Genomic DNA, 20,459 nt, shown 5'->3' with positions numbered 1-20,459 from the left:
TTACCTGTCTACCCTGTCGTCGTATTCTTGGTGAAAAAAAACGACAGGAGACAGGTATGTCGCTCTGGTTTACTCACCCTCTGTTCCTCCCCTCGCTGATTGTTGGCGTGACCATCCTGCTGTGGGCGACCTCGCTGCTGCCGGAGTTTATTACTGCGCTGCTGTTTTTCGCCGCGGCGATGACCGCAAAAATTGCGCCGCCGGACGTTATCTTCGGCGGTTTTGCTTCATCGGCCTTCTGGCTGGTATTCAGCGGTTTTGTGCTCGGTATTGCCATTCGTAAGACCGGGCTGGCGGATCGCGCCGCGCGGGCGCTCTCTTCAAGGCTCACCGACTCCTGGCTGCTCATGGTGGGTAGCGTGGTGCTGCTGAGCTACGCGCTGGCGTTCGTGATGCCGTCGAATATGGGGCGCATTGCGCTGCTGATGCCGATTGTGGCGGCAATGGCCAAACGCGCGGGCATCGAAGACGGTACCCGTGCCTGGTACGGGCTGGCGCTGGCCGTTGGCTTCGGCACCTTCCAGCTTTCTGCGACCATTCTGCCCGCGAACGTGCCTAATCTGGTGATGAGCGGCGCGGCGGAAGGGGCCTACGGTATTCACCTTAACTATGTGCCGTATCTGCTGCTGCATACGCCGGTATTAGGCTGGTTGAAAGGGGCGGCGCTCGTGGGGCTTATCTGCTGGCTGTTCCCTGGGAAACCCCATCCACCGCGCGACCTTGAGCCGTTACCGCCAATGAGCGCGGATGAGAAGCGCCTGGCGTGGCTGTTGGCGGTGGTATTGACGCTGTGGGTGAGCGAAAGCCTGCACGGAATTGGGCCAGCCTGGACGGGGCTGGTGGCTGCGGTCATCACGCTGCTGCCGCGCGTTGGATTTATTAACGGCGATGAATTTGCCAGCGGAGTGAACATCCGCACCTGTATTTACGTGGCGGGGATCCTTGGGCTCGCCATTACGGTGACGCAAACCGGCATTGGTGCCGTGGTGGGTAATGCGCTGCTTCACGTTATGCCGCTCAGCGAAGACGCGCCGTTTACCAGCTTCCTCGCGTTAACCGGCATTACCAGCGCGCTGAACTTTATCATGACCGCAAACGGCGTACCTGCGCTGTATACCACCTTTGCCCAGAGCTTCTCTGATGCCACCGGCTTCCCGCTGCTGAGCGTCATTATGATTCAGGTGCTGGGTTATTCCACGCCGCTGCTGCCGTATCAGGCGTCGCCAATTGTGGTGGCGATGGCGTTAGGGAAGGTGCCTGCGCGGGCGGGGATGCTGCTGTGTCTGGCGCTGGCGGCGGTCAGTTATCTGCTGCTATTGCCGCTGGATTATGCGTGGTATCAGGTGCTGGGGAAATTATAAAAAACCGGCCTGATGGCCGGCTTTTCCCAGCTGCGCTACGCGTGGCCGGGCTACGGGGAACCTGATCTCCCGGACGAGGCGAATGCCGAATCCGGGGAGGTTTCGCGTGAATGTCTTACGCTTTTTTCGCCGCTTCTGCTGCTTTAACGATCACCGCGAAAGCGTCAGCTTTCAGGGATGCACCGCCAACCAGCGCGCCATCGATGTCTGGCTGGGTGAACAGCTCAGCAGCGTTGCCTGCGTTGACGGAACCGCCGTACTGGATGATAACCTGTTCAGCGATTTTCGCGTCAGCTTTAGCAATGTGGTCACGGATGAATTTGTGAACAGCCTGAGCCTGCGCTGGAGTTGCAGATTTGCCGGTACCGATCGCCCATACTGGTTCGTAAGCGATGACTGCGCCTTCGAAGGCTGCTGCGCCCTGAGTTTTCAGAACCGCGTCGATCTGGCGTGCGCAAACTTCTTCGGTTTTGCCCGCTTCGTTTTCTGCTTCGGTTTCACCGATGCACAGTACTGGGATCAGACCCTGTTCTTTCAGAATCGCGAATTTCTTAGCGATCAGCTCGTCAGATTCTTTGTGGTAGGTACGACGCTCGGAGTGGCCGATGATGATGTAGGTTGCGCCAACATCTTTCAGCATTTCAGCGGAAGTTTCGCCGGTGAATGCGCCGGACAGGTTCAGGTCAACGTTCTGCGCGCCCAGGTGGATGTGGCTGCCCGCAGCGGCGTGTTTAGCCAGATCGATGTACATTTCTGGTGGCGCGATAGCAACGCCACAACCAGCAACGCCAGCCAGTTCGGTACGCAGATTAGCAATCAGCTCGTTTACCATGTGGCGGCTGCCGTTCAGTTTCCAGTTACCCATCACTAAAGGATGTCGCATTTCGATTCTCCACGCTTATCAGCGAATTAAGGAATATGGCCGCCCGTCAGGGCAGCATGGTCTGTGAAACAGTATAGAGATTGAATGTCATGAAGGCTTTGCTTTTTATCATTTATTCTCCCCTTCAAGATTCTCAGATAGCGCCAGCTTAATCGGTTCAACGGCGAAGGTCAGCCCTTTTTCACCGTTATCTGCGACAACATAGCGCACGGCGCCTTCGGTGCTGGCGAAGTAATGTTTACCTTTCCCAAGCGTAAGGAGCTTTTGCAGTTTTTGCAGGCTTTGTGGTTTGGTGAGCGTTGGGATCACGGCGCGCATCAGCGCACTCATGTATTCCAGCGCTTTATTCTTCGCCGCCTTCTGCTCTGGCCCCTGAATCGGCAGCCAGGTTATCTGAATGGACTTAATCTTCAGCGTGCCGCGCTCCAGCGCCGTGGAGGCGTAGAGGTTTTCGTTTATCTTACTAGCGGCACGGGTAATGTTGAGTTGGTCGCGGCTGGAGGTTATTGACCTGAACTCCCCAAGCTGCAGCGTCGGGTTGTCGGCGTTAAATTTTTCCCGGAACTGACTGATGGAGAGATCGAAAGCCGGCGCGCCCGATAACAGATACGGCGCCACGGCCGTAGGCGGCTGCGCCGACAGCACGGACTGAGCGGCACCCAGGGTCAGGAGCCCAATCAGACACAGCGTTATCCATTTTTTCATGCTTATCGTCTCCTCTTTTACGATGACGATTAAAACGGGAACCGCCTCGCTTGTCAAAATGTGGCCGCTTCAGGGTACACTATGCGGCACAACGACAAAGGAAAGGGTACATGACTCTACAGCAATGGTTATTTTCCGGTAAAGGCCGTATTGGTCGCCGTGATTTCTGGATCTGGATTGCCATCTGGGCGGTGACGATGGTGGCGCTGTTTAGCCTTGCGGGCGGCGGGCTGGTTGACCTGCAAACCGCGGCATTTATGCTGGTCTGCCTGCTCTGGCCGACGGCGGCGGTGACGATTAAACGGCTGCATGACCGGGGCAAGTCCGGCATCTGGGCGCTGTTGATGATTTTGGCGTGGATGCTGCTGGCGGGCAACTGGTCAATGCTGCCCGGTGTCTGGCAGTGGGGCGTAGGACGCTTTATTCCGACGCTGATTATCGTGATGATGCTTATCGACCTGGGCGCGTTTGTTGGCACCCAGGGCGAAAATAAATACGGTAAAGAGACGCAGGCCGTGAAGTACCGCGCCGACACGTAGGCCGGATAAGGCGCATTAGCGTCGCCATCCGGCAAAATGCCCGGGGCGCTTACCGGGCAGTGAAACGTTCTTACCAGTAATGTTCGGCGGTCATATGGCCCGGGCGACGGCGAAGGTGTTTGGTCATCTGTCGGGTCTCTTTCAGCAGTTGTTGAGTGTCGCGCACCATCTGCGGGTTGCCGCACAGCATCACGTGGCTGGTTTCGGCATTCATCGGCAGGCCGACCGCTGCTTCCAGCGCGCCGCTTTCAATGAGCGCAGGTACGCGCCCCGTCAGCATGCCCGGCGTGGTTTCGCGGCTGACAACCGTTTGAATACGCAGCTTACCGGCGTAACGTTCTTCCAGCGCCCGCATTTGCGGCAGATAGCTTAAGTCGGCGGCATAGCGCGCGGCGTGAACCAGCACCAGATTTTTAAAGCGATCCAGATCTTTGCCTTCTTCCAGAATCGACAGGTATGGCCCAATGGCGGTGCCGGTTGCCAGCATCCACAGGGTTTCGCAGTCGGGAATTTCCTCAAGCACAAAGAAGCCCGCCGCTTCGCTGACGACCAGTACGTCATCGCCCGGCTTCAGCGCCGCAAGACGTGGGCTCAGCTTGCCGTCCGGTACGGTGACCAGATAGAACTCGAGATCGGGGTTATGTGGGGCGTTAACGTAAGAGTAGGCGCGCTGAACGCGCTCGCCGTCGATATCCAGCCCGAGCTTGGCAAACTGCCCGGCGGTGAACGGTTTAACCGGAGCGTGGACGGTGAGACTAAACAGTGCGTCAGTCCAGTTCTGCACTTTAACAACTTTGCCGGTAACCCAGTCAGCCATGGCCTCTCTCCCCTCAATATCGTTAGCTTATCATCACCGTGACGAGAGCAGATTTCCAGCCCGAAAGGGCTGGAAAGCTCTATTGATCAAATGATTCAGAGAATGTGACGCTGAATTTCAGTGTCTTTGCGATCGAGGTAGTGAATTGACTGAATGCGGCGAATGGTACGTGATTTTCCGCGGATCAGCAGCGTCTCGGTGGTCGCGATATTGCCCTTGCGGGTGATGCCGTCCAGCAGGTCGCCTTTGGTAATACCGGTGGCAGAGAAGATAACGTTGTCGCTGCGCGCCATGTCGTCGAGCGTCAGTACCACGCCCGCTTCAATGCCCATCGCCTTGCAGCGTTCCAGCTCGTTTTCACCGATACGGCGGTTCTCTTCGTTGTCGCCTTTGACGTGATGGCGGGCCAGCAGGCGGCCGTGCATGTCACCGTCCAGCGCGCGAATAACCGCAGCAGAGACGACGCCTTCCGGTGCGCCGCCAATGCCGTACATCACATCGACTTCGCTGTCCGGCATACAGGTCAGGATAGAGGCGGCAACGTCGCCATCAGGAATGGCAAAGACGCGCACGCCCAGTTTTTGCAGCTCAACGATAACCTCGTCGTGGCGCGGTTTAGCAAGAATGGTGACGGTTAATTCGGACAGCGGTTTGTCCAGCGCGCGGGCGACGTTACGCAGGTTCTCTTCCAGCGGTTTGTTGAGATCGATAGTACCTTTCGCGCCAGGGCCGACGATCAGCTTTTCCATGTACATATCAGGGGCGTTGAGGAAGCAGCCTTTATCGCCTACCGCCAGCACCGCCAGCGCGTTTGCCTGGCCCATCGCCGTCATGCGGGTGCCTTCGATTGGGTCAACGGCGATATCTACCGCATCGCCATTACCGGTACCGACGGACTCGCCGATGTAGAGCATTGGCGCTTCATCGATTTCGCCTTCGCCAATGACGATGGTGCCGTCAATGTTGACCTTGTTGAGCATAATACGCATGGCGTTGACCGCCGCGCCGTCGGCGGTGTTCTTATCGCCGCGGCCCAGCCATTTGTAGCCTGCCAGCGCCGCCGCTTCGGTGACGCGCGAAAATTCGATAGCCAGTTCTCGTCTCATTACAAACTCGTCCAGGGAAGTAAAATTGTGCGAAGTTTAGCACAGCCCCTGTGAGGCTGCGGGTGTTGCTACGCGTTGGAATAACGTTCGGTTTCCGGCATCCAGCGTTCAATCAGGGCATTGGCCTGCTGTGGATAACGGTCGTGAATATGGCGTGCCAGGCGCTGAACTTCGGGGATCATCGCCTGATCGCGCAGTAGATCGGCGACTTTAAATTCGGCGTTGCCGGTCTGGCGGGTGCCAAGCAGTTCGCCGGGGCCGCGGATCTCGAGGTCTTTTTGCGCAATCACAAAGCCGTCGTTGCTGTCGCGCAGCACCTGCAAACGCATTTGCGCGGTTTTCGACAGCGGCGCTTTGTAGAGCAGCACGCAGTGTGAGGCCACCGCGCCACGGCCTACGCGGCCTCTGAGCTGGTGTAGCTGTGCCAGCCCCAGACGCTCCGGGTTTTCAATAATCATCAGGCTGGCGTTAGGTACGTCGACGCCCACTTCAATGACCGTGGTGGCAATCAGCAGATGCAGTTCGCCCTGCTTGAACGCCTGCATAACGGCCTGCTTCTCGGCAGGCTTCATGCGCCCGTGCACAAGGCCGATATTCAGCTCCGGCAGCGCCAGCTTCAGCTCTTCGCAGGTGGCTTCCGCCGCCTGGGCTTCCAGCAGGTCAGACTCCTCAATCAGCGTGCAGACCCAGTAGGCCTGACGGCCTTCGGTGGTACAGGCGTTGCGTACGCGGTCGATAATGTCATGGCGACGGGTATCCGGGATGGCGACCGTCGTGACCGGGGTTCGTCCCGGCGGCAGTTCATCAATCACCGACGTATCCAGATCGGCATAGGCGGTCATTGCCAGGGTGCGTGGAATCGGGGTGGCGGTCATGATCAGTTGATGCGGGTGGAAGCCCTGCTGCTGGCCTTTTTCCCACAGCGCGAGGCGTTGATGAACGCCAAAACGGTGCTGTTCATCGATGATCACCAGCGCCAGGCCGTTAAACTGCACTTGTTCCTGGAAGATAGCGTGGGTGCCGACAATCATCTGCACCTGGCCGCTGGCAATGGCCTCTTGCTGCGCCTGACGCGCCTTGCCTTTCTGCTTGCCCGCTAACCAGCCGACTTCAATGCCGAGTGGCGCAAACCAGCTGCGGAAGTTATTGGCGTGCTGTTCGGCGAGCAGTTCGGTCGGTGCCATCAGCGCCACCTGTTTGCCGTGCGCGATGGCGCGCAGCGCCGCCAGTGCCGCAACCAGCGTTTTACCTGAGCCGACGTCGCCCTGCACCAGGCGCATCATCGGTATATCCAGCGCCATATCGTGTTCAATTTCGGCCGTCACGCGTGCCTGTGCACCGGTAGGCTTAAACGGCAGATTGGCCAGAAACTTATCTTTCAGCTCGCGGCTCGCGCTGAGAGGCTGTGCGTGAAAACGCTGCGCGCCCGCGCGTAAGGCCAGCATGCTGAGATTGTGCGCCAGCAGCTCTTCAAGGATTAAACGCTGCTGGGCGGGATGCTTACCGGTTTCTAAATCGGCGAGCTGGAGTGACGGTGGCGGGCGATGCAGCGTGCGTAGCGCTTCCGGCAGACTCATCATCCCCTGAGCCAGTTCCGGCGGCAGCAGTTCGCTGATGGCGCAGGTATCGAGTAAATCCAGCGCCTGGTCGGTGAGCTTACGCAGCGTCGCCTGCTTGATGCCTTCAGTGGTGGGGTAGACCGGCGTTAAGGTCTCCTGCAAATCCGGCGTGCTGAGGTCGCCCTGAACGCGATATTCCGGGTGGATCATCTCCGCGCCGTACTTGCCGCGCTTCGCTTCACCGTAGGCCAGTACGCGTCGCCCGGTGGCGAGACTGTTTTTCATCGCCGCGTTGAAGTTGAAGAAGCGCATGGTCAGGATGCCGGTGCCGTCGCTAATCTGGCAGGTCATCATCCGGCGGCCGCCGAAGGTGATATTGCAGTTCAGGACTTCGCCTTCCACGGTCACGTAGATGCCGGGAAGCAGTTCACCGATAGGATAAAGCTGGGTGCGGTCTTCGTAGCGCAACGGCAGATGCAGGAGCAAATCCTGCACCGTGTGCAGACCGATTTTCGCCAGCCGACTGCTCTGCGCGGCGCCTACGCCGGTCAATGTGTTGAGCGGAACGGCATCCAGCAGACGGCTTTGCATGGCGGTTACTCCGTAGCCTGCATAGTGGACCACCACGTGGCATCGGCTTCAATTTCGCCCTGCTCGTTGACGTGGGGATAAGGAAGGCCTTTGCGTTTGGCGACGTGTGCCAGCACCGGATAGCCGCCTTCAAACAGCAGACGCTGCTGCTCTTCGACCGGCAGCATGCTGTTTTCGCGTTGGTACATGCCGGCGTTCTGACGCTGGCGCTGGGCTTCGTAGAGAATTAACGCAGAGGCGACGGAAACGTTGAGCGACTGCACCATGCCGATCATCGGAATGATGATGTCCTGGTCTGCGAGGGCTAACGCTTCCTGGGTGATACCGGTTTTTTCCTGCCCCATCAGAATACAGGTTGGGCGGGTATAGTCGATGTCACGGAAATCGACCGATTTGTCTGACAGATTGGTTGCCAGGATTTGCATGCCCTGGCCTTTTAAATGGCCTACCGCATCACCGATAGTGGGATGGGTTATCACCTGTACCCAGCTGTTGCTGCCTGCCGCGGATGCCATAGGGCGCATTCGGGTGCTGGGCCAGACCGCGTGAACTTCGTGTACGCCTACCGCGTCGGCGGTACGAACGATCGCTGAGACATTATGAGGCTTGTGAACCTCTTCCATGCAGACCGTCAGGTCAGGCTGACGCCTGGCGAGCATCTCACGGATACGCGCATAACGCTGTAAGTTCATAACGTTAGTTTCGGTTACGGGTGACTTTGATAACGTCAGGCATCACGCGGATTTTGCGCATGATATTCGCCAGGTGCACGCGGTCACGTGCGGTCAGGCGGATAAAGGCGCTATAAACGCGGCCATCCTTCTCTTCCGTATTCAGGCTTTGAATGTTGGACGTTGCGGTATTGATTGCTGCCGTCAGGTTGGCCAATGCCCCCTGATGGTTGAACATATCTACCTTAATCTCGGTGATAAATTCCTGCGCCGTCTCTTTGTCCCACTCAACCGCCATGAATTTCTCAGGTTCTTTCTGATAGCCGCGAATGTTGCGGCAGGATTCATGGTGAATAACCAACCCTTTACCCGGGCTGACGTGGGCGATGATCGGGTCGCCAGGGATTGGGCGACAGCATTTCGCGAAGGTGATCAGCACGCCGTCCGCGCCTTTAATCGGCAGATGGCTGTGCCCGGAGGCGCCCGGTGCAGACGGTATTGCTTCACCCTGCTGGAGGTTTTTCGCCACCACCACGCTCATAGCGTTGCCCAGGCCAATTTCGGCCAGCAGGTCGTCGAGGGTGGCAAGACGCATACGGTCAAGTTCGCGCTGAACATGATCCGCCGGAATTTCCGCGAGCTTGCGGCTACCGCCCAGCGCATGGTTCAGCAGACGGCGACCCAGGCTGACGGAGTCGTCGCGCTTGAGGTTTTTCAGCATCTGACGGATTTTGGCGCGCGCTTTCGAGCTGACGACAAAATTAAGCCATGCGGCATTCGGGCGTGCGCCCGGTGCGGTGATGATTTCTACCGTCTGGCCGCTAGAGAGCGGCTGCGACAGCGGGTAAGGCTGACGGTCGACGCGCGCGCCCACGCAGGCATGGCCGATATCGGTATGCACGGCGTAGGCGAAGTCCACCGGCGTAGCGCCAGCGGGCAGTTCGACGATGCGGCCTTCCGGGGTGAAAACGTAAATCTCATCCGGGAAGAGATCGGATTTAACGCTCTCGATAAATTCAAACGAGCTACCGGCGCTCTGCTGCAATTCCAGCAGGCTTTGCATCCAGCGCTGGGCGCGGATTTGCGCGGTTGTACTGCTTTCGCCACCGTGCTCTTTGTAAGCCCAGTGCGCGGCAACACCCATCTCTGCCATTTGATCCATGTCTTCGGTACGGATCTGGACTTCGACTGGGACACCGTGTGGCCCAATCATGGAGGTGTGCAGGGACTGATATCCGTTGGCCTTTGGAATCGCGATGTAGTCTTTTACGCGACCCGGGCGCGGTTTGTACAGGCTGTGCATCTGGCCCAGTACGCGGTAGCAGGTATCCAGATCGTGAACGATAACGCGGAAGGCGTAGATATCCATGATCGAGTGAAAACGCTGCTCTTTCAGCACCATTTTGCAGTAGATAGAGTACAGATGTTTCTCGCGACCGCTAACGCGACACGGAATTCCCGCTTCTTGCAAACGCCCTTCAATTTCAGAAAGGATCTTCTGAATCATCTCTTTACGGTTACCGCGCGCGGCTTTCACCACCTCTTTAATGACGCGATAACGGTTTGGATACAGCGCTTCAAAGCCCAGCTCTTCGAGCTCGGTCTTGATGTGGTGGATACCTAAACGGTGCGCCAGCGGGCTGTAAATTTCGAGGGTTTCACGGGCGATGCGGCGACGCTTGTCCGGGCGTAATGAGCCCAGCGTGCGCATGTTGTGGGTGCGGTCGGCAAGCTTGATGAGGATGACGCGGATATCCTGCACCATCGCCATAATCATTTTGCGAAAGTTTTCAGCCTGCGCTTCTTTCTTATCGCGGAACTTGAGTTTATCAAGTTTAGAGACCCCCTCTACCAGTTCAGCAACGCTCTTACCAAAGAGCTGCTCCATGTCCTGGTAGGTGGCAGGGGTATCTTCTATCACGTCATGCAGCAGGGCGGCCATCAGCGTTTCATAGTCGAGTTTCATCTCGGCCAGAATGCAGGCTACCGCTACCGGGTGCGTGATATAGGGTTCACCGCTTGAACGTGTCTGCCCCTCGTGAGCGTCACGTGCAACGAGATAGGCCTGCCGCAGACGCTTAATCTGGTCTTCCGGCAGGTAATTTTGAATCAGCTGATTCAGGCTCTCAAACAGATACAAGGGCGACCCGCTTATGTTTAACGACGACCTTCAGCAATAGCGGTAACAGCTTGTAATTCAGCGGCTTCCTGCTCTTGTTGTTCCTGGCGCTCGCGCACGTCGAGGATCTGGTTGTTGATCAGACCTTCTTCGATTTCGCGCAGTGCGATAACGGTGGTTTTGTCGTTTTCTTCTGGAACCAGCGGATCCTTTCCGCCTACCTGCATCTGACGAGCGCGACGCGCGGCGACCAGTACCAGGTCAAAACGGTTACCAATTTTCTCTACAGCGTCCTGAACAGTTACGCGTGCCATACTTTAATGCTCCACAGATAGTGATGGACTGGGCATGATACTGAAAGTGGGTTCAGTCTGCCAATAATTTGCTGATTAAAGCGTCATGTCGCTGCTTTTGGCGGCTCATACGCAGACGTTCTGCCCGGAGGATGGTTTTAAAGTCACCCAGAGCGGTATCAAAATCATCATTGACGATAAGGTAATCATATTCCGCGTAATGACTCATTTCTGCAACTGCCTGAGCCATACGTTTTGCGATAACCTCTTCGCTGTCCTGTCCGCGGCCACGCAGGCGACGGTCCAGTTCAATTTTGGACGGCGGCAGAATAAAGATGCTGCGTGCGCCCGGCATGCTTTTACGGATTTGTTGAGCGCCTTGCCAGTCGATATCGAGGAAGACATCAACGCCAGTCGCCAGTACCTGCTCAATTGCCTGACGCGAGGTGCCGTAATAGTTGCCAAAGACTTCTGCGTGTTCCAGGAATGCCCCTTCGCCAATCATCGTTCTGAAATCGTCGTGATTGACAAAGAAATAGTGTTCACCGTGCACTTCACCCGGACGCGGCGCGCGCGTGGTATGTGAAACAGATACCTGGGAGTCGTACAACGGTTGGGTTTTCAATAAAGCCTGAATCAGGCTGGATTTACCCGCGCCGCTAGGGGCGGAAACAATATAGAGCGTGCCTTGAGCCATGAGTGTCTTTTGTATGTGATTATCGAAAGAGAACTTACATACGAGCCTATTATACACGGCGCCGCCACGCGACGTAGTCTTTGTCACATTTTTTGTGCCAGTTTCTTTCATTGTGCGTGCCGTTTTCCTGATCTCCCCTGTTGTTGCTGCAACAACGATTTTTTCCCTGAAGCCTGCTCGTAAAACCCTCTATCCCTTCTCGCATCGTGAAAATGGCTGCGCTAAAAACGGGCTATCCGTTTGAGAGGGAAAGAAAATGAGAGCATGGATGAGTGTTGTGGGATTGCTGCTTACGCTCCAGGCGCAGGCAGCCTGTCCCGCCTGGTCTCCTGCCAGGGCCGAGCAGGAAATTGCCCAACTAAAAGGTCAGATTTCGCAATGGAATAAAACCTACTGGCAGCAAGGCGCAAGCGAGGTTAGCGACGGCGTGTATGACCAGCTTGCTGCACGGCTTGCCCAGTGGCAGCGCTGCTTTGGCGTGACATCCGCCGAGGAAACCAGCCTGTTGCCACTCAGCAGGACGATTAAACATCCGGTGGCTCATACCGGCGTGCGCAAGCTGGCGGATGAGCGCGCAGTGGGTGTCTGGATGAAAGAGCGAGAAGACCTCTGGGTGCAGCCGAAAGTCGATGGCGTGGCGGTGACGCTGGAATACCGGAATGGATCTTTGGATAAAGTGATTAGCCGGGGGGATGGCTTACGCGGGGAAGACTGGACCGAAAAAGCCAGGCGCATTCCGTCTATTCCGCAAAGCGTAAGCGGCAGGCTGGCAAACAGCATCCTACAGGGTGAGATTTTTTTAGGCACTGAAGGGCATGTACAGCAGCAAATGGGCGGCATGAACGCACGCTCAAAGGTGGCGGGTATGCTGATGCGGCAGGGCAGCGGTGAGCCACTCTCGGCGCTATCACTGTTTGTTTGGGCGTGGCCTGATGGCCCTGCTTCTATGCGTGAGCGGCTAGATTTGCTCGCCGCCTCTGGCTTTGCACTCACGTCACGTTATACGCATCCCGTTAAACAGGTTAAAGAGGTGGCTGACTGGCGTTCGCGCTGGTTTAACACGGCATTACCCTTTGCGACGGATGGCATCGTTGTCCGCGCTGCAAAAGAACCTGATGGCGCAAATTGGCTTCCTGCACAGGGTGATTGGGTTGTTGCGTGGAAGTATCAGCCGGTATCGCAGGTGGCTGAGGTGAGCGGTATCCACTTTGCTATTGGTCGAACAGGAAAGATTTCCGTTGTTGCTGAGCTGGAGTCATTCATGCTGGACGACAAGCGCGTGCGGCGGGTCAATATTGGGTCGGTTGCGCGCTGGCAGGCGCTGGATATCACGACGGGCGATCAGCTGTTGGTAAGCCTTGCAGGCCAGGGTATTCCGCGCCTGGATAGTGTGGTGTGGCGTGCTCTTGACCGGACAAAAGCGCGGCCTCCTGCGTCCACCTATCACGCTCTCACCTGTTTCTATCGCACCGACGATTGCCGGGAGCAGTTCTTAGCGCGCCTTATCTGGCTGGGGCAGCCAGCGGTTCTGGATATTAAAGGGATGGGTGAAGTTGGCTGGAGCCAGCTTGCGACAACGTATTCGTTTGACCATATCTTTTCCTGGCTTGGGCTGACGCTAAAGCAGCTGCAGTCAACGCCAGGTATGACGACTGAACGCGCGCAGCGGCTTTGGCACCGTTTAGATATGACGCGCAGACAGCCTTTTCGACGCTGGGTAAAGGCGTTAGGCGTGCCGTTGCCAGATATGGCCTTGAAGGCGCTCGATGATGGCTCCTGGGAGCAGTTACGGTCGCGTGATGAGCTGAGCTGGCAAACGCTGCCGGGTATCGGCGTTGAGAAGGCACGTAGCCTGGCAGCGTTTATTCATGACCCCGTGATTGGCTCGCTTGTTGAAGCGTTGGGGTCATCAGGAATAGCGGGATTTAATTAGTGTGTTTCGTGACGGTAGTGGAAAACCGGCAGACCGAGCTTGAGTCTTAGCGCCAGCATACGTGCGGTAAAACCAAAGAGCAGCGTTGAGATCACCACCACATCATGGTTGCTGACGTATTGCTGCAGCGCGACGTACAGCACGGCGGCAGCAAACGATATACCGGCGTAAAGCTCTTTCTGGAATACCAACGGGATGCGTTTACAGAACATATCTCGCAGAACGCCACCAAATACGCCGGTAATGACGGCAGCAATGACGGCGATGATTGGGCCTTCTCCCATATCCAGCGCTATCTGTGCACCAATGATCGAGAAAACAATCAGGCCGATAGCATCCAACACCAGGAATAGACGACGCAGGTGTGGCATGACCGGTGCCACAATCGTGGTAAGTACCGCCGCAATGGCGACGGTAATAATGTACTCAGGGTGCTGTACCCAGCCTAATGGGTAGTGGCCAAGCAGCATATCGCGGACGGAACCGCCACCAAGCGCAGTGGCTGTGGCGATGATGATAACGCCAAAAGTATCCATGCGGCGGCGCCCGGCAGCCAGGGCTCCGGTCATTGCTTCAGCGGTGATGCCGATAAGGTAAAGGATATGCAGTAACATGTTCGCTCCCAAAAAGAATGGTTGGAGGGTAGCGATTTGTGCGCTTGGTCACGATTGAGATTTTCTAAGGCAAGATGGTATTGATTATAAAAACTAATATAACTTTGGTGTTTTTTCTATGTGATTGAAGCTTTGTGTGGTTTTGGTCGTTTTTTAGTGATTAGAAAATATAATTTATTTTTAGCGACGAAGTAAAACAAACAAGGCGAAAAAAAGCCGCTTCAAGATGAAGCGGCCCGGAGTCGTTACTGATTACCGATTTGCTCGCCGAATGGCAGCTTGTCGTAATCGGTTAGCGTTTTTTTATCATATGGGTTGCCAATCCAGCGTGTCGTCTCTGTAAACTGCGGGTTGGTCAACGCACGGGTAGGGTCATATCCGTCGTAGGTTAAACCGGCCAGATCGGACCAGGTATGGATAAGCTCGGAGCTGCTGTATTTGCGGTTAACATCCTGAGAGAAATCGCGAGGATGCTCCTGATGCCATTTTTCCGACGTCCACAGCAGGAACGGAATGGTGTACATATGACGCGTTGGTGCCAGCTCGTTACGCCCCTGCGTGTGGTGCGGCGGCGTGTCATAAACCTCTTCACCATGGTCAGAGAAGTACAGCAGGAAGCCATTCGGATCGGTCGCTTTATAGTCCTTAATCAGACTGGAAACGACGAAATCGTTGTACAGGTTAGCATTGTCGTAGTTGTTATACGTGTCCTGCTCATCCTTGCTTAGCCCAGCTGGCATCGTGTCGGTTTTACCCGAGAATTTATTCCAGTTTTCCGGGTAACGGTACTCGTAGTTAATATGTGTGCCCAGCAGATGCACGATGATAAATTTCTTCGGTGCAGGGTCTGCCAGAACCTCTTTAAACGGTGCCAGGACGTTAGCGTCGTATTCGCGGGCGCTCTGGGTACGCTGCTGGTTCATATAGAATTGCTTGTCGGTCTGTTTAGAGAACACGGTCAGCATGGTATTACGCGAGGTCATCGTCTGCTGGTTGGTGATCCAGAAGGTTTTATAACCCGCCTGTTTCATCAGGTTCATCAGTGATGGCTTCGTCAGATACAGGTCCGGATTCTGCTCGTTGGCAAAGGTCAGCGCCTGCTGAAGGATCTCAATGGTATAAGGACGAGAGGTCACAACATCGTTGAAAACGGTGAAGTTCGGGTCTGACTTGTGCAGCGCGTCCAGCTCTGGCGTGGTTTCGCGTGGATAGCCATAAAGGCTCATGTGCCCACGCTGTGTAGATTCACCGATGACCAGAACCAGCGTACGCGGGGCATTCCCTGAGCTATCTTTCAGGTTTGCCAGCGGTGGCAGCGCATGGTTGTCGTTAAGCAGCCGGGTCAGATTATCCAGCTGGTGGTGATATTGGTAATAGCCAGTAATGAACTGCCATGGCGCTGCTGGCCCAAGGCGAGCAGAAAGGCCGTCCAGAACATCGGCAACAGGTTTACCTTTCATCAACACGCCGCTAGCAAGCGGGTTTAAAATCAATCCGTAAAGCAGGGCAAAGGAGACAAGCCAGCGCCATGGTTTTGGGATGTAGACCGGACGTAGACGGGTCCAGAGCAGTACGGCAACAACGGTATAGACTACCGCGACCAATACAATCTTCAGGCTAAAATATTGGCTTAAGAACTCACCCGCTTCATTGGTGTTGGTTTCAAACATCACGAATAAAACGCTTTGTGAAAACTCCTGACCATAAATAACGTAATAACAGATTGCTGCAAGTGAGGCTGCCCAGAGCACGACACCGATTAGGGCACCGATGATCCGAGTTTTCTTTGGAAACAGGAAGACAGGTACTAGCCACAACAAACTAAAGAGAATCGAGTCACGGAGCCCGTTAGACCCGCTGTAGCCCGTTGCATAGATAACAATCTGTAATACTGTTGAAAAGAAACAAAAATACAATACGGCCCAGCCAAGGGCTTTCCAGCTAAACGCTGGTGTACTCTGAGTAGTCGTGAATTGCATAGATTTAACTTACTTTAAGGTGGAGGCGGCCAGTCTAGCCACCAATGCTTAAGATATAATTAGATCGGCACTGCGACACAAAAGTTAAGCAGCTCGTTACATGTATATGTAAAAGCAATCTCATACGGATTATGTGTCTAACGTGATACCTAAGTGCCAAATCTCTTCCATAATCAACCCTTTTATAAAGGGCTGGTAATAATGCTCTGCTACTGTAGAAAAAGAAACTACCCAAATTAAAACGCCCGTCTTTACACGGGCGTTTACACGTGGATCAACTAACCTGAATTACTCGATATTCTGAATCTGCTCGCGCATTTGCTCGATCAGTACTTTCAGTTCGATAGCTGAGTTAGTGACGTCAGCGTTAATTGATTTCGATGCTAAGGTATTAGATTCACGGTTAAATTCCTGCATCATGAAGTCGAGACGGCGACCAACCGCTTCTTTTTTCTTCAGGATGTTATAGGTCTCTTTCACGTGCGCTTCGAGGCGATCTAACTCTTCAGCTACATCGATACGCTGGGCCATCAGCACCAGCTCCTGCTCCAGACGGTTGTTCTCAAGTTGAACTTCCGCGTCTTCCAGCTTGGCAACCAGGCGGTCGCGCTGCCATTGCAGGATTTCAGGCATGTGGGCGCGGACTTTCGCCACTTCGCCGCTGACGCCTTCCAGACGCTGCTCAATGAGCGCCTTCAGCGCCTGGCCTTCGGTTTCGCGGGCAACGATAAAGTCGTCCAGCGTGCCGTCAAGCGCATTGAGGATCTCGGCGGCGATAGCATCCAGGTCTTGCTCCTGAGCTGCCATCACGCCCGGCCAGCGCAGAATATCGACCGGGTTAATTTCCCCTTCGTCGCTCTGCATTTTGACCCAGTTCGCGGCGTTAACCAACTGCTTGGCCAGGTTTTCATTAAGAATCAGTTCGCCTTGTGCGCTGGCATCTGGCTCAAAGCGCAGGGTGCACTCTACTTTCCCGCGAGTTAAGCGGGTACGCAGGCGTTCACGAACAACGGGTTCAAGGCTGCGGAACTGCTCCGGCAGACGGAAATAGGTTTCGAGATAACGCTGGTTAACAGAGCGCAGTTCCCAAGCGGCGCTGCCCCAACTACCCTTGATTTCACGGCGGGCATAGGCGGTCATGCTGCGGATCATAGACGTTCCTGTTTTTAAAGGAGAGATGGGGGGATTATAGCCTCCGGGGGCTTATGAGGATAGGAGTAAGCGCCGTTAATCCGTATGCACGTTATCCTGCAAACAGTCTCTGAGTTGGGCTCACCCCCTTGCCGCCCTGATACAGCTTGAATGATTTTGTGTATAATGCGCGCCACATTCGTTTCAAGCCGGAGATATCTATCATGCGTCCAGCAGGTCGTAGTGCCAACCAGGTGCGTCCCGTCACCCTGACCCGTAATTATACAAAACACGCTGAAGGCTCCGTGCTGGTCGAATTTGGTGATACCAAAGTGCTGTGCACCGCCTCTATTGATGAAGGCGTACCCCGTTTCCTGAAAGGCCAGGGGCAGGGCTGGATCACAGCCGAGTACGGCATGCTGCCACGTGCGACCCACACGCGTAATGCCCGTGAAGCGGCGAAAGGCAAGCAGGGCGGTCGTACCATGGAAATTCAGCGTCTGATTGCTCGTGCGCTGCGCGCGGCGGTAGACCTGAAGGCGCTGGGCGAATTCACCATCACCCTGGACTGCGACGTTATTCAGGCCGACGGCGGCACGCGTACTGCATCTATTACCGGTGCCTGCGTCGCACTGGCCGATGCGCTGGGTAAACTGGTTACCGCTGGCAAGCTGAAAACCAACCCAATGAAAGGCATGGTGGCCGCAGTTTCTGTCGGTATCGTCAACGGCGAAGCGCTGTGCGACCTGGAATACGTTGAAGACTCGGCGGCGGAAACTGATATGAACGTGGTGATGACCGAAGACGGGCGCATCATTGAAGTTCAGGGCACCGCGGAAGGCGAGCCGTTCAGCCACGAAGAGTTACTCACCTTGCTGGCGTTGGCCCGAGGGGGTATCGAATCCATTATCACGACGCAGAAAGCGGCGTTAGAGAATTGATTTTAAGGGCGACGTTGTCGCCCTTTTTTTTGTCCGTAATAAAGTGAGATGAGGAGCGAATCCATGAAACCGTATCAGCGCCAGTTTATTGAGTTTGCGCTTAACAAGCAGGTACTTAAGTTTGGCGAATTTACGCTGAAATCCGGGCGCAAAAGCCCCTATTTCTTCAACGCCGGGCTGTTTAATACCGGGCGCGATCTGGCACTGTTAGGCCGTTTTTATGCCGAAGCGCTGGTGGATTCCGGTATTGAGTTTGATCTGCTGTTTGGGCCTGCCTACAAAGGCATTCCTATTGCCACGACCACTGCGGTGGCGCTGGCGGAACATCACGACCGTGATTACCCATACTGCTTTAACCGTAAAGAAGCTAAAGATCACGGCGAAGGCGGCAACCTGGTAGGTAGTGCACTGACCGGGCGCGTGATGCTGGTGGACGATGTGATCACCGCGGGCACCGCGATTCGTGAATCGATGGAGATTATCCAGGCCAACGGCGCGCAGCTTGCTGGCGTACTGATCTCTTTGGATCGTCAAGAGCGTGGGCGCGGCGAAATTTCAGCCATTCAGGAAGTGGAACGCGACTACGGCTGTGAAGTTATCTCGATCATTACGCTGAAAGATCTGATCGCCTATCTGGAAGAAAAGCCGGAGATGGCAGAGCATCTGGCTTCAGTGCGTGCTTATCGCGAGGCGTACGGCGTATAAAAAAATAGCCCGGCGTCTGCCGGGCTATTTGAGTGCATTATTGCAGTTGCGCAACAATCAACGGCCAGCGGGCGTCGAAATCGTCCGTTGGTCGGTATTTGAATTCGCTGCGAACAAAGCGCGACAGCATCCCTTCACAGAAAGCCAGCAATTGGCTTGCCAACAGCGTTTCATCCGTTTCGTAGCCTTCACCTTCCCGCATTTTCCGCTCGCGCAGAACCTGGCGTAGCTGAGCTTCAATACGCTCAAACAGCTGGTTAATACGTCCCTGCAGGCGATCCTGCTCAAACATGAGCGCATGGCCGGTCAGGATACGGGTCAGCCCCGGGTTGAGTTCACCAAAGCCAAGAATCAACAGCACAATCAGACGTAAACGAGTGGTGGTGTCCTTCTCGTCTTTGAGGATCAGGTTGATACGGGTAATCAGACTATCTTCGATAAACTCGATAAGGCTATCGAACATGCGGGTCTTGCTAGGAAAATGCCGGTACAGCGCTGCTTCGGAAACACCAACGGAAGCGGCCAGCTTGGCCGTGGTAATACGCTGGCTACCATCGCTGGACTCAAGCATCAACGCCAGGGATTGAAGTATTTCCTCGCGACGATTCCTTTTCGCAGTTTGCTTTTCTGCCATGTTCTAAAATACCCCTGAAAATAAAACAATTGTCAGGCGAGCATCCACACGGTGACCGCAATCATAATTTGCAGTGATGTATTCGCATTATGACACCGTGAGATACGTAAAAACGGGCGCACCGCGCGTTGCAGGGTGCGCCTTAGGGCGAGTTACTGGCGCCCTGAGTGGCCAAAACCACCTTCGCCACGGTCGGTGGCTTCAAACGATTCGACCAGATTAAACTCGGCCTGTACGACAGGAACAAACACCATTTGCGCAACACGTTCGCCTGGCTCAATGGTGAAGGTCGTTTGCCCACGGTTCCAGATAGAAACCATCAGCTGACCTTGATAGTCGGAGTCAATCAACCCGACCAGGTTACCCAGCACGATACCGTGCTTGTGGCCCAGGCCAGAGCGCGGAAGCATCACGGCTGCCAGAGAGGGGTCAGCAATGTGAATCGCCAGCCCTGTAGGCAGTAAGGTGGTTTCGCCTGGCGCCAGTTCTACGGCGTCATCAAGACAGGCGCGCAGGTCAAGGCCTGCAGAGCCAGCAGTGGCATAAGTCGGCAGCGGGAACTGCTGACCAATACGCGAGTCCAGAATCTTAACGTCGATTTTTTTCATCATAACGGGTAACGATCTCGTCCAATAATAGTTGGCCCAGGAGTGACTTACTGGCGAGTGGTAAGCGCTTCTCGCCGTCCTGCCAGAAAAGGTGTAATGCGTTGTTATCGCTATTAAAGCCTTGATTTGATTGCGAAACATCGTTAGCGCAAATCAGATCAAGATTCTTGCGGCTACGCTTTTGCCGCGCATATTCTTCCACATTATTCGTTTCGGCGGCAAACCCTACGACATAAGGTCGCTCTGTTTTTCTTGCTGCCACACCGGCGACGATGTCGGGGTTTTTCACCATTTTTATTGTGAATTCATCACCCTGGGTGTCCTGTTTCTTAATTTTTTCGTCGGCAATGACGGCGGCGCGATAATCCGCGACGGCGGCACAGCCGATGAAAATATGCTGCCCGGCGACGCTTGCCTGAACGGCAGCATTCATCTCTTCGGCGGTTGTCACGTCAACGCGTTGCACAAAAGCTGGGGTTGGCAGTGATACCGGGCCGCTGACTAAGGTGACATTCGCACCACGCTGTGCCGCCGCTTCGGCGATGGCAAAGCCCATTTTCCCGGAACTGTGGT

Annotated in this window: 20 protein-coding genes; 5 read left to right on the top strand and 15 right to left on the bottom strand. The window is 55.3% G+C overall.

From position 1 onward, the window contains the following. Positions 1 to 56: 56 nt before the first annotated feature. Positions 57 to 1,361 (top strand): SLC13 family permease, encoded by a 1,305-nt coding sequence (locus GKAS_RS16580; RefSeq protein WP_035895863.1) that lies wholly within the window; start codon positions 57 to 59, stop codon positions 1,359 to 1,361. A gap of 115 nt (positions 1,362 to 1,476) precedes the next feature. Here the strand turns inward: GKAS_RS16580 and tpiA are convergent, their stop codons facing one another. Continuing rightward, positions 1,477 to 2,244: a triose-phosphate isomerase gene (gene tpiA, locus GKAS_RS16575; protein WP_035895862.1), complete on the bottom strand. Its 768-nt coding sequence runs from the start codon at positions 2,242 to 2,244 to the stop codon at positions 1,477 to 1,479. Positions 2,245 to 2,352: 108 nt separating this feature from the next. Beyond that, positions 2,353 to 2,949 (bottom strand): DUF1454 family protein, encoded by a 597-nt coding sequence (locus GKAS_RS16570; protein ID WP_035895860.1) that lies wholly within the window; start codon positions 2,947 to 2,949, stop codon positions 2,353 to 2,355. 110 nt (positions 2,950 to 3,059) lie between these two features. Between GKAS_RS16570 and GKAS_RS16565 the strand changes: the two genes are divergently transcribed. Then, positions 3,060 to 3,488 carry a DUF805 domain-containing protein gene (locus GKAS_RS16565; RefSeq protein WP_035895859.1) on the top strand — a complete coding sequence of 143 codons (429 nt, stop codon included), beginning with the start codon at positions 3,060 to 3,062 and terminating at the stop codon, positions 3,486 to 3,488. Positions 3,489 to 3,558: 70 nt separating this feature from the next. Here GKAS_RS16565 and fpr read toward each other — a convergent pair whose 3' ends face one another. From fpr to gmk, 7 genes are all read right to left on the bottom strand, one after another. Beyond that, positions 3,559 to 4,305: a ferredoxin--NADP(+) reductase gene (fpr, locus tag GKAS_RS16560; RefSeq protein ID WP_035895858.1), complete on the bottom strand. Its 747-nt coding sequence runs from the start codon at positions 4,303 to 4,305 to the stop codon at positions 3,559 to 3,561. 95 nt (positions 4,306 to 4,400) lie between these two features. After that, positions 4,401 to 5,411 carry a class II fructose-bisphosphatase gene (gene glpX / locus GKAS_RS16555; protein ID WP_035895857.1) on the bottom strand — a complete coding sequence of 337 codons (1,011 nt, stop codon included), beginning with the start codon at positions 5,409 to 5,411 and terminating at the stop codon, positions 4,401 to 4,403. A 68-nt stretch (positions 5,412 to 5,479) separates the two neighbouring features. Beyond that, positions 5,480 to 7,561 (bottom strand): ATP-dependent DNA helicase RecG, encoded by a 2,082-nt coding sequence (gene recG / locus GKAS_RS16550; protein ID WP_035895855.1) that lies wholly within the window; start codon positions 7,559 to 7,561, stop codon positions 5,480 to 5,482. A gap of 5 nt (positions 7,562 to 7,566) precedes the next feature. Continuing rightward, entirely contained in the window at positions 7,567 to 8,253 is a 687-nt protein-coding gene (trmH, locus tag GKAS_RS16545; RefSeq protein WP_035895852.1) for a tRNA (guanosine(18)-2'-O)-methyltransferase TrmH, read from the bottom strand. A gap of 4 nt (positions 8,254 to 8,257) precedes the next feature. Beyond that, positions 8,258 to 10,372 carry a bifunctional GTP diphosphokinase/guanosine-3',5'-bis pyrophosphate 3'-pyrophosphohydrolase gene (spoT, locus tag GKAS_RS16540; protein WP_035895850.1) on the bottom strand — a complete coding sequence of 705 codons (2,115 nt, stop codon included), beginning with the start codon at positions 10,370 to 10,372 and terminating at the stop codon, positions 8,258 to 8,260. Between the two features lie 17 nt (positions 10,373 to 10,389). Next, entirely contained in the window at positions 10,390 to 10,665 is a 276-nt protein-coding gene (gene rpoZ, locus GKAS_RS16535) for a DNA-directed RNA polymerase subunit omega (protein WP_000135058.1), read from the bottom strand. Positions 10,666 to 10,717: 52 nt separating this feature from the next. Beyond that, positions 10,718 to 11,341, bottom strand: a complete 624-nt coding sequence (gmk, locus tag GKAS_RS16530) for a guanylate kinase (RefSeq protein ID WP_035895845.1) — start codon at positions 11,339 to 11,341, stop codon at positions 10,718 to 10,720. A gap of 256 nt (positions 11,342 to 11,597) precedes the next feature. Between gmk and ligB the strand changes: the two genes are divergently transcribed. After that, entirely contained in the window at positions 11,598 to 13,274 is a 1,677-nt protein-coding gene (gene ligB, locus GKAS_RS16525; protein ID WP_035895843.1) for an NAD-dependent DNA ligase LigB, read from the top strand. Here ligB and GKAS_RS16520 read toward each other — a convergent pair. From GKAS_RS16520 to GKAS_RS16510, 3 genes are all read right to left on the bottom strand, one after another. After that, positions 13,271 to 13,888 (bottom strand): trimeric intracellular cation channel family protein, encoded by a 618-nt coding sequence (locus GKAS_RS16520; protein ID WP_035895841.1) that lies wholly within the window; start codon positions 13,886 to 13,888, stop codon positions 13,271 to 13,273. The genes ligB and GKAS_RS16520 overlap by 4 nt on opposite strands. Before the next feature lie 245 nt (positions 13,889 to 14,133). Next, complete coding sequence (locus tag GKAS_RS16515) at positions 14,134 to 15,867, bottom strand: phosphoethanolamine transferase CptA (protein WP_035895839.1); 1,734 nt, start codon at positions 15,865 to 15,867, stop codon at positions 14,134 to 14,136. A gap of 288 nt (positions 15,868 to 16,155) precedes the next feature. Continuing rightward, on the bottom strand, positions 16,156 to 17,019 hold the full coding sequence (locus tag GKAS_RS16510; protein WP_035895837.1) for a YicC/YloC family endoribonuclease: 864 nt from the start codon (positions 17,017 to 17,019) through the stop codon (positions 16,156 to 16,158). Between the two features lie 203 nt (positions 17,020 to 17,222). Here GKAS_RS16510 and rph point away from each other — a divergent pair, with 203 nt between their 5' ends. Together rph and pyrE are read left to right on the top strand one after the other, a co-directional pair. Continuing rightward, entirely contained in the window at positions 17,223 to 17,939 is a 717-nt protein-coding gene (gene rph, locus GKAS_RS16505; protein ID WP_035895835.1) for a ribonuclease PH, read from the top strand. Positions 17,940 to 18,002: 63 nt separating this feature from the next. After that, a complete protein-coding gene (gene pyrE / locus GKAS_RS16500) occupies positions 18,003 to 18,644 on the top strand; it encodes an orotate phosphoribosyltransferase (RefSeq protein ID WP_035895833.1) in 642 nt (213 codons plus the stop codon). Positions 18,645 to 18,681: 37 nt separating this feature from the next. Here the strand turns inward: pyrE and slmA are convergent, their stop codons facing one another. The 3 genes from slmA to coaBC form a co-directional block, all read right to left on the bottom strand. Further along, entirely contained in the window at positions 18,682 to 19,278 is a 597-nt protein-coding gene (gene slmA, locus GKAS_RS16495) for a nucleoid occlusion factor SlmA (protein WP_035895831.1), read from the bottom strand. A 152-nt stretch (positions 19,279 to 19,430) separates the two neighbouring features. Then, positions 19,431 to 19,889 (bottom strand): dUTP diphosphatase, encoded by a 459-nt coding sequence (gene dut, locus GKAS_RS16490; RefSeq protein ID WP_035895829.1) that lies wholly within the window; start codon positions 19,887 to 19,889, stop codon positions 19,431 to 19,433. Beyond that, positions 19,867 to 20,459, bottom strand: a 593-nt coding sequence (coaBC, locus tag GKAS_RS16485; protein ID WP_035895828.1) for a bifunctional phosphopantothenoylcysteine decarboxylase/phosphopantothenate--cysteine ligase CoaBC, incomplete at its 5' end; no start/stop codon positions are given. The genes coaBC and dut, both read right to left, overlap by 23 nt.

Source organism: Kluyvera ascorbata ATCC 33433 (assembly GCF_000735365.1).
GTDB lineage: Bacteria > Pseudomonadota > Gammaproteobacteria > Enterobacterales > Enterobacteriaceae > Kluyvera > Kluyvera ascorbata.
Note: the sequence above shows the minus strand (reverse complement) of the source record. Positions and strands in the feature narration are given on the sequence as shown.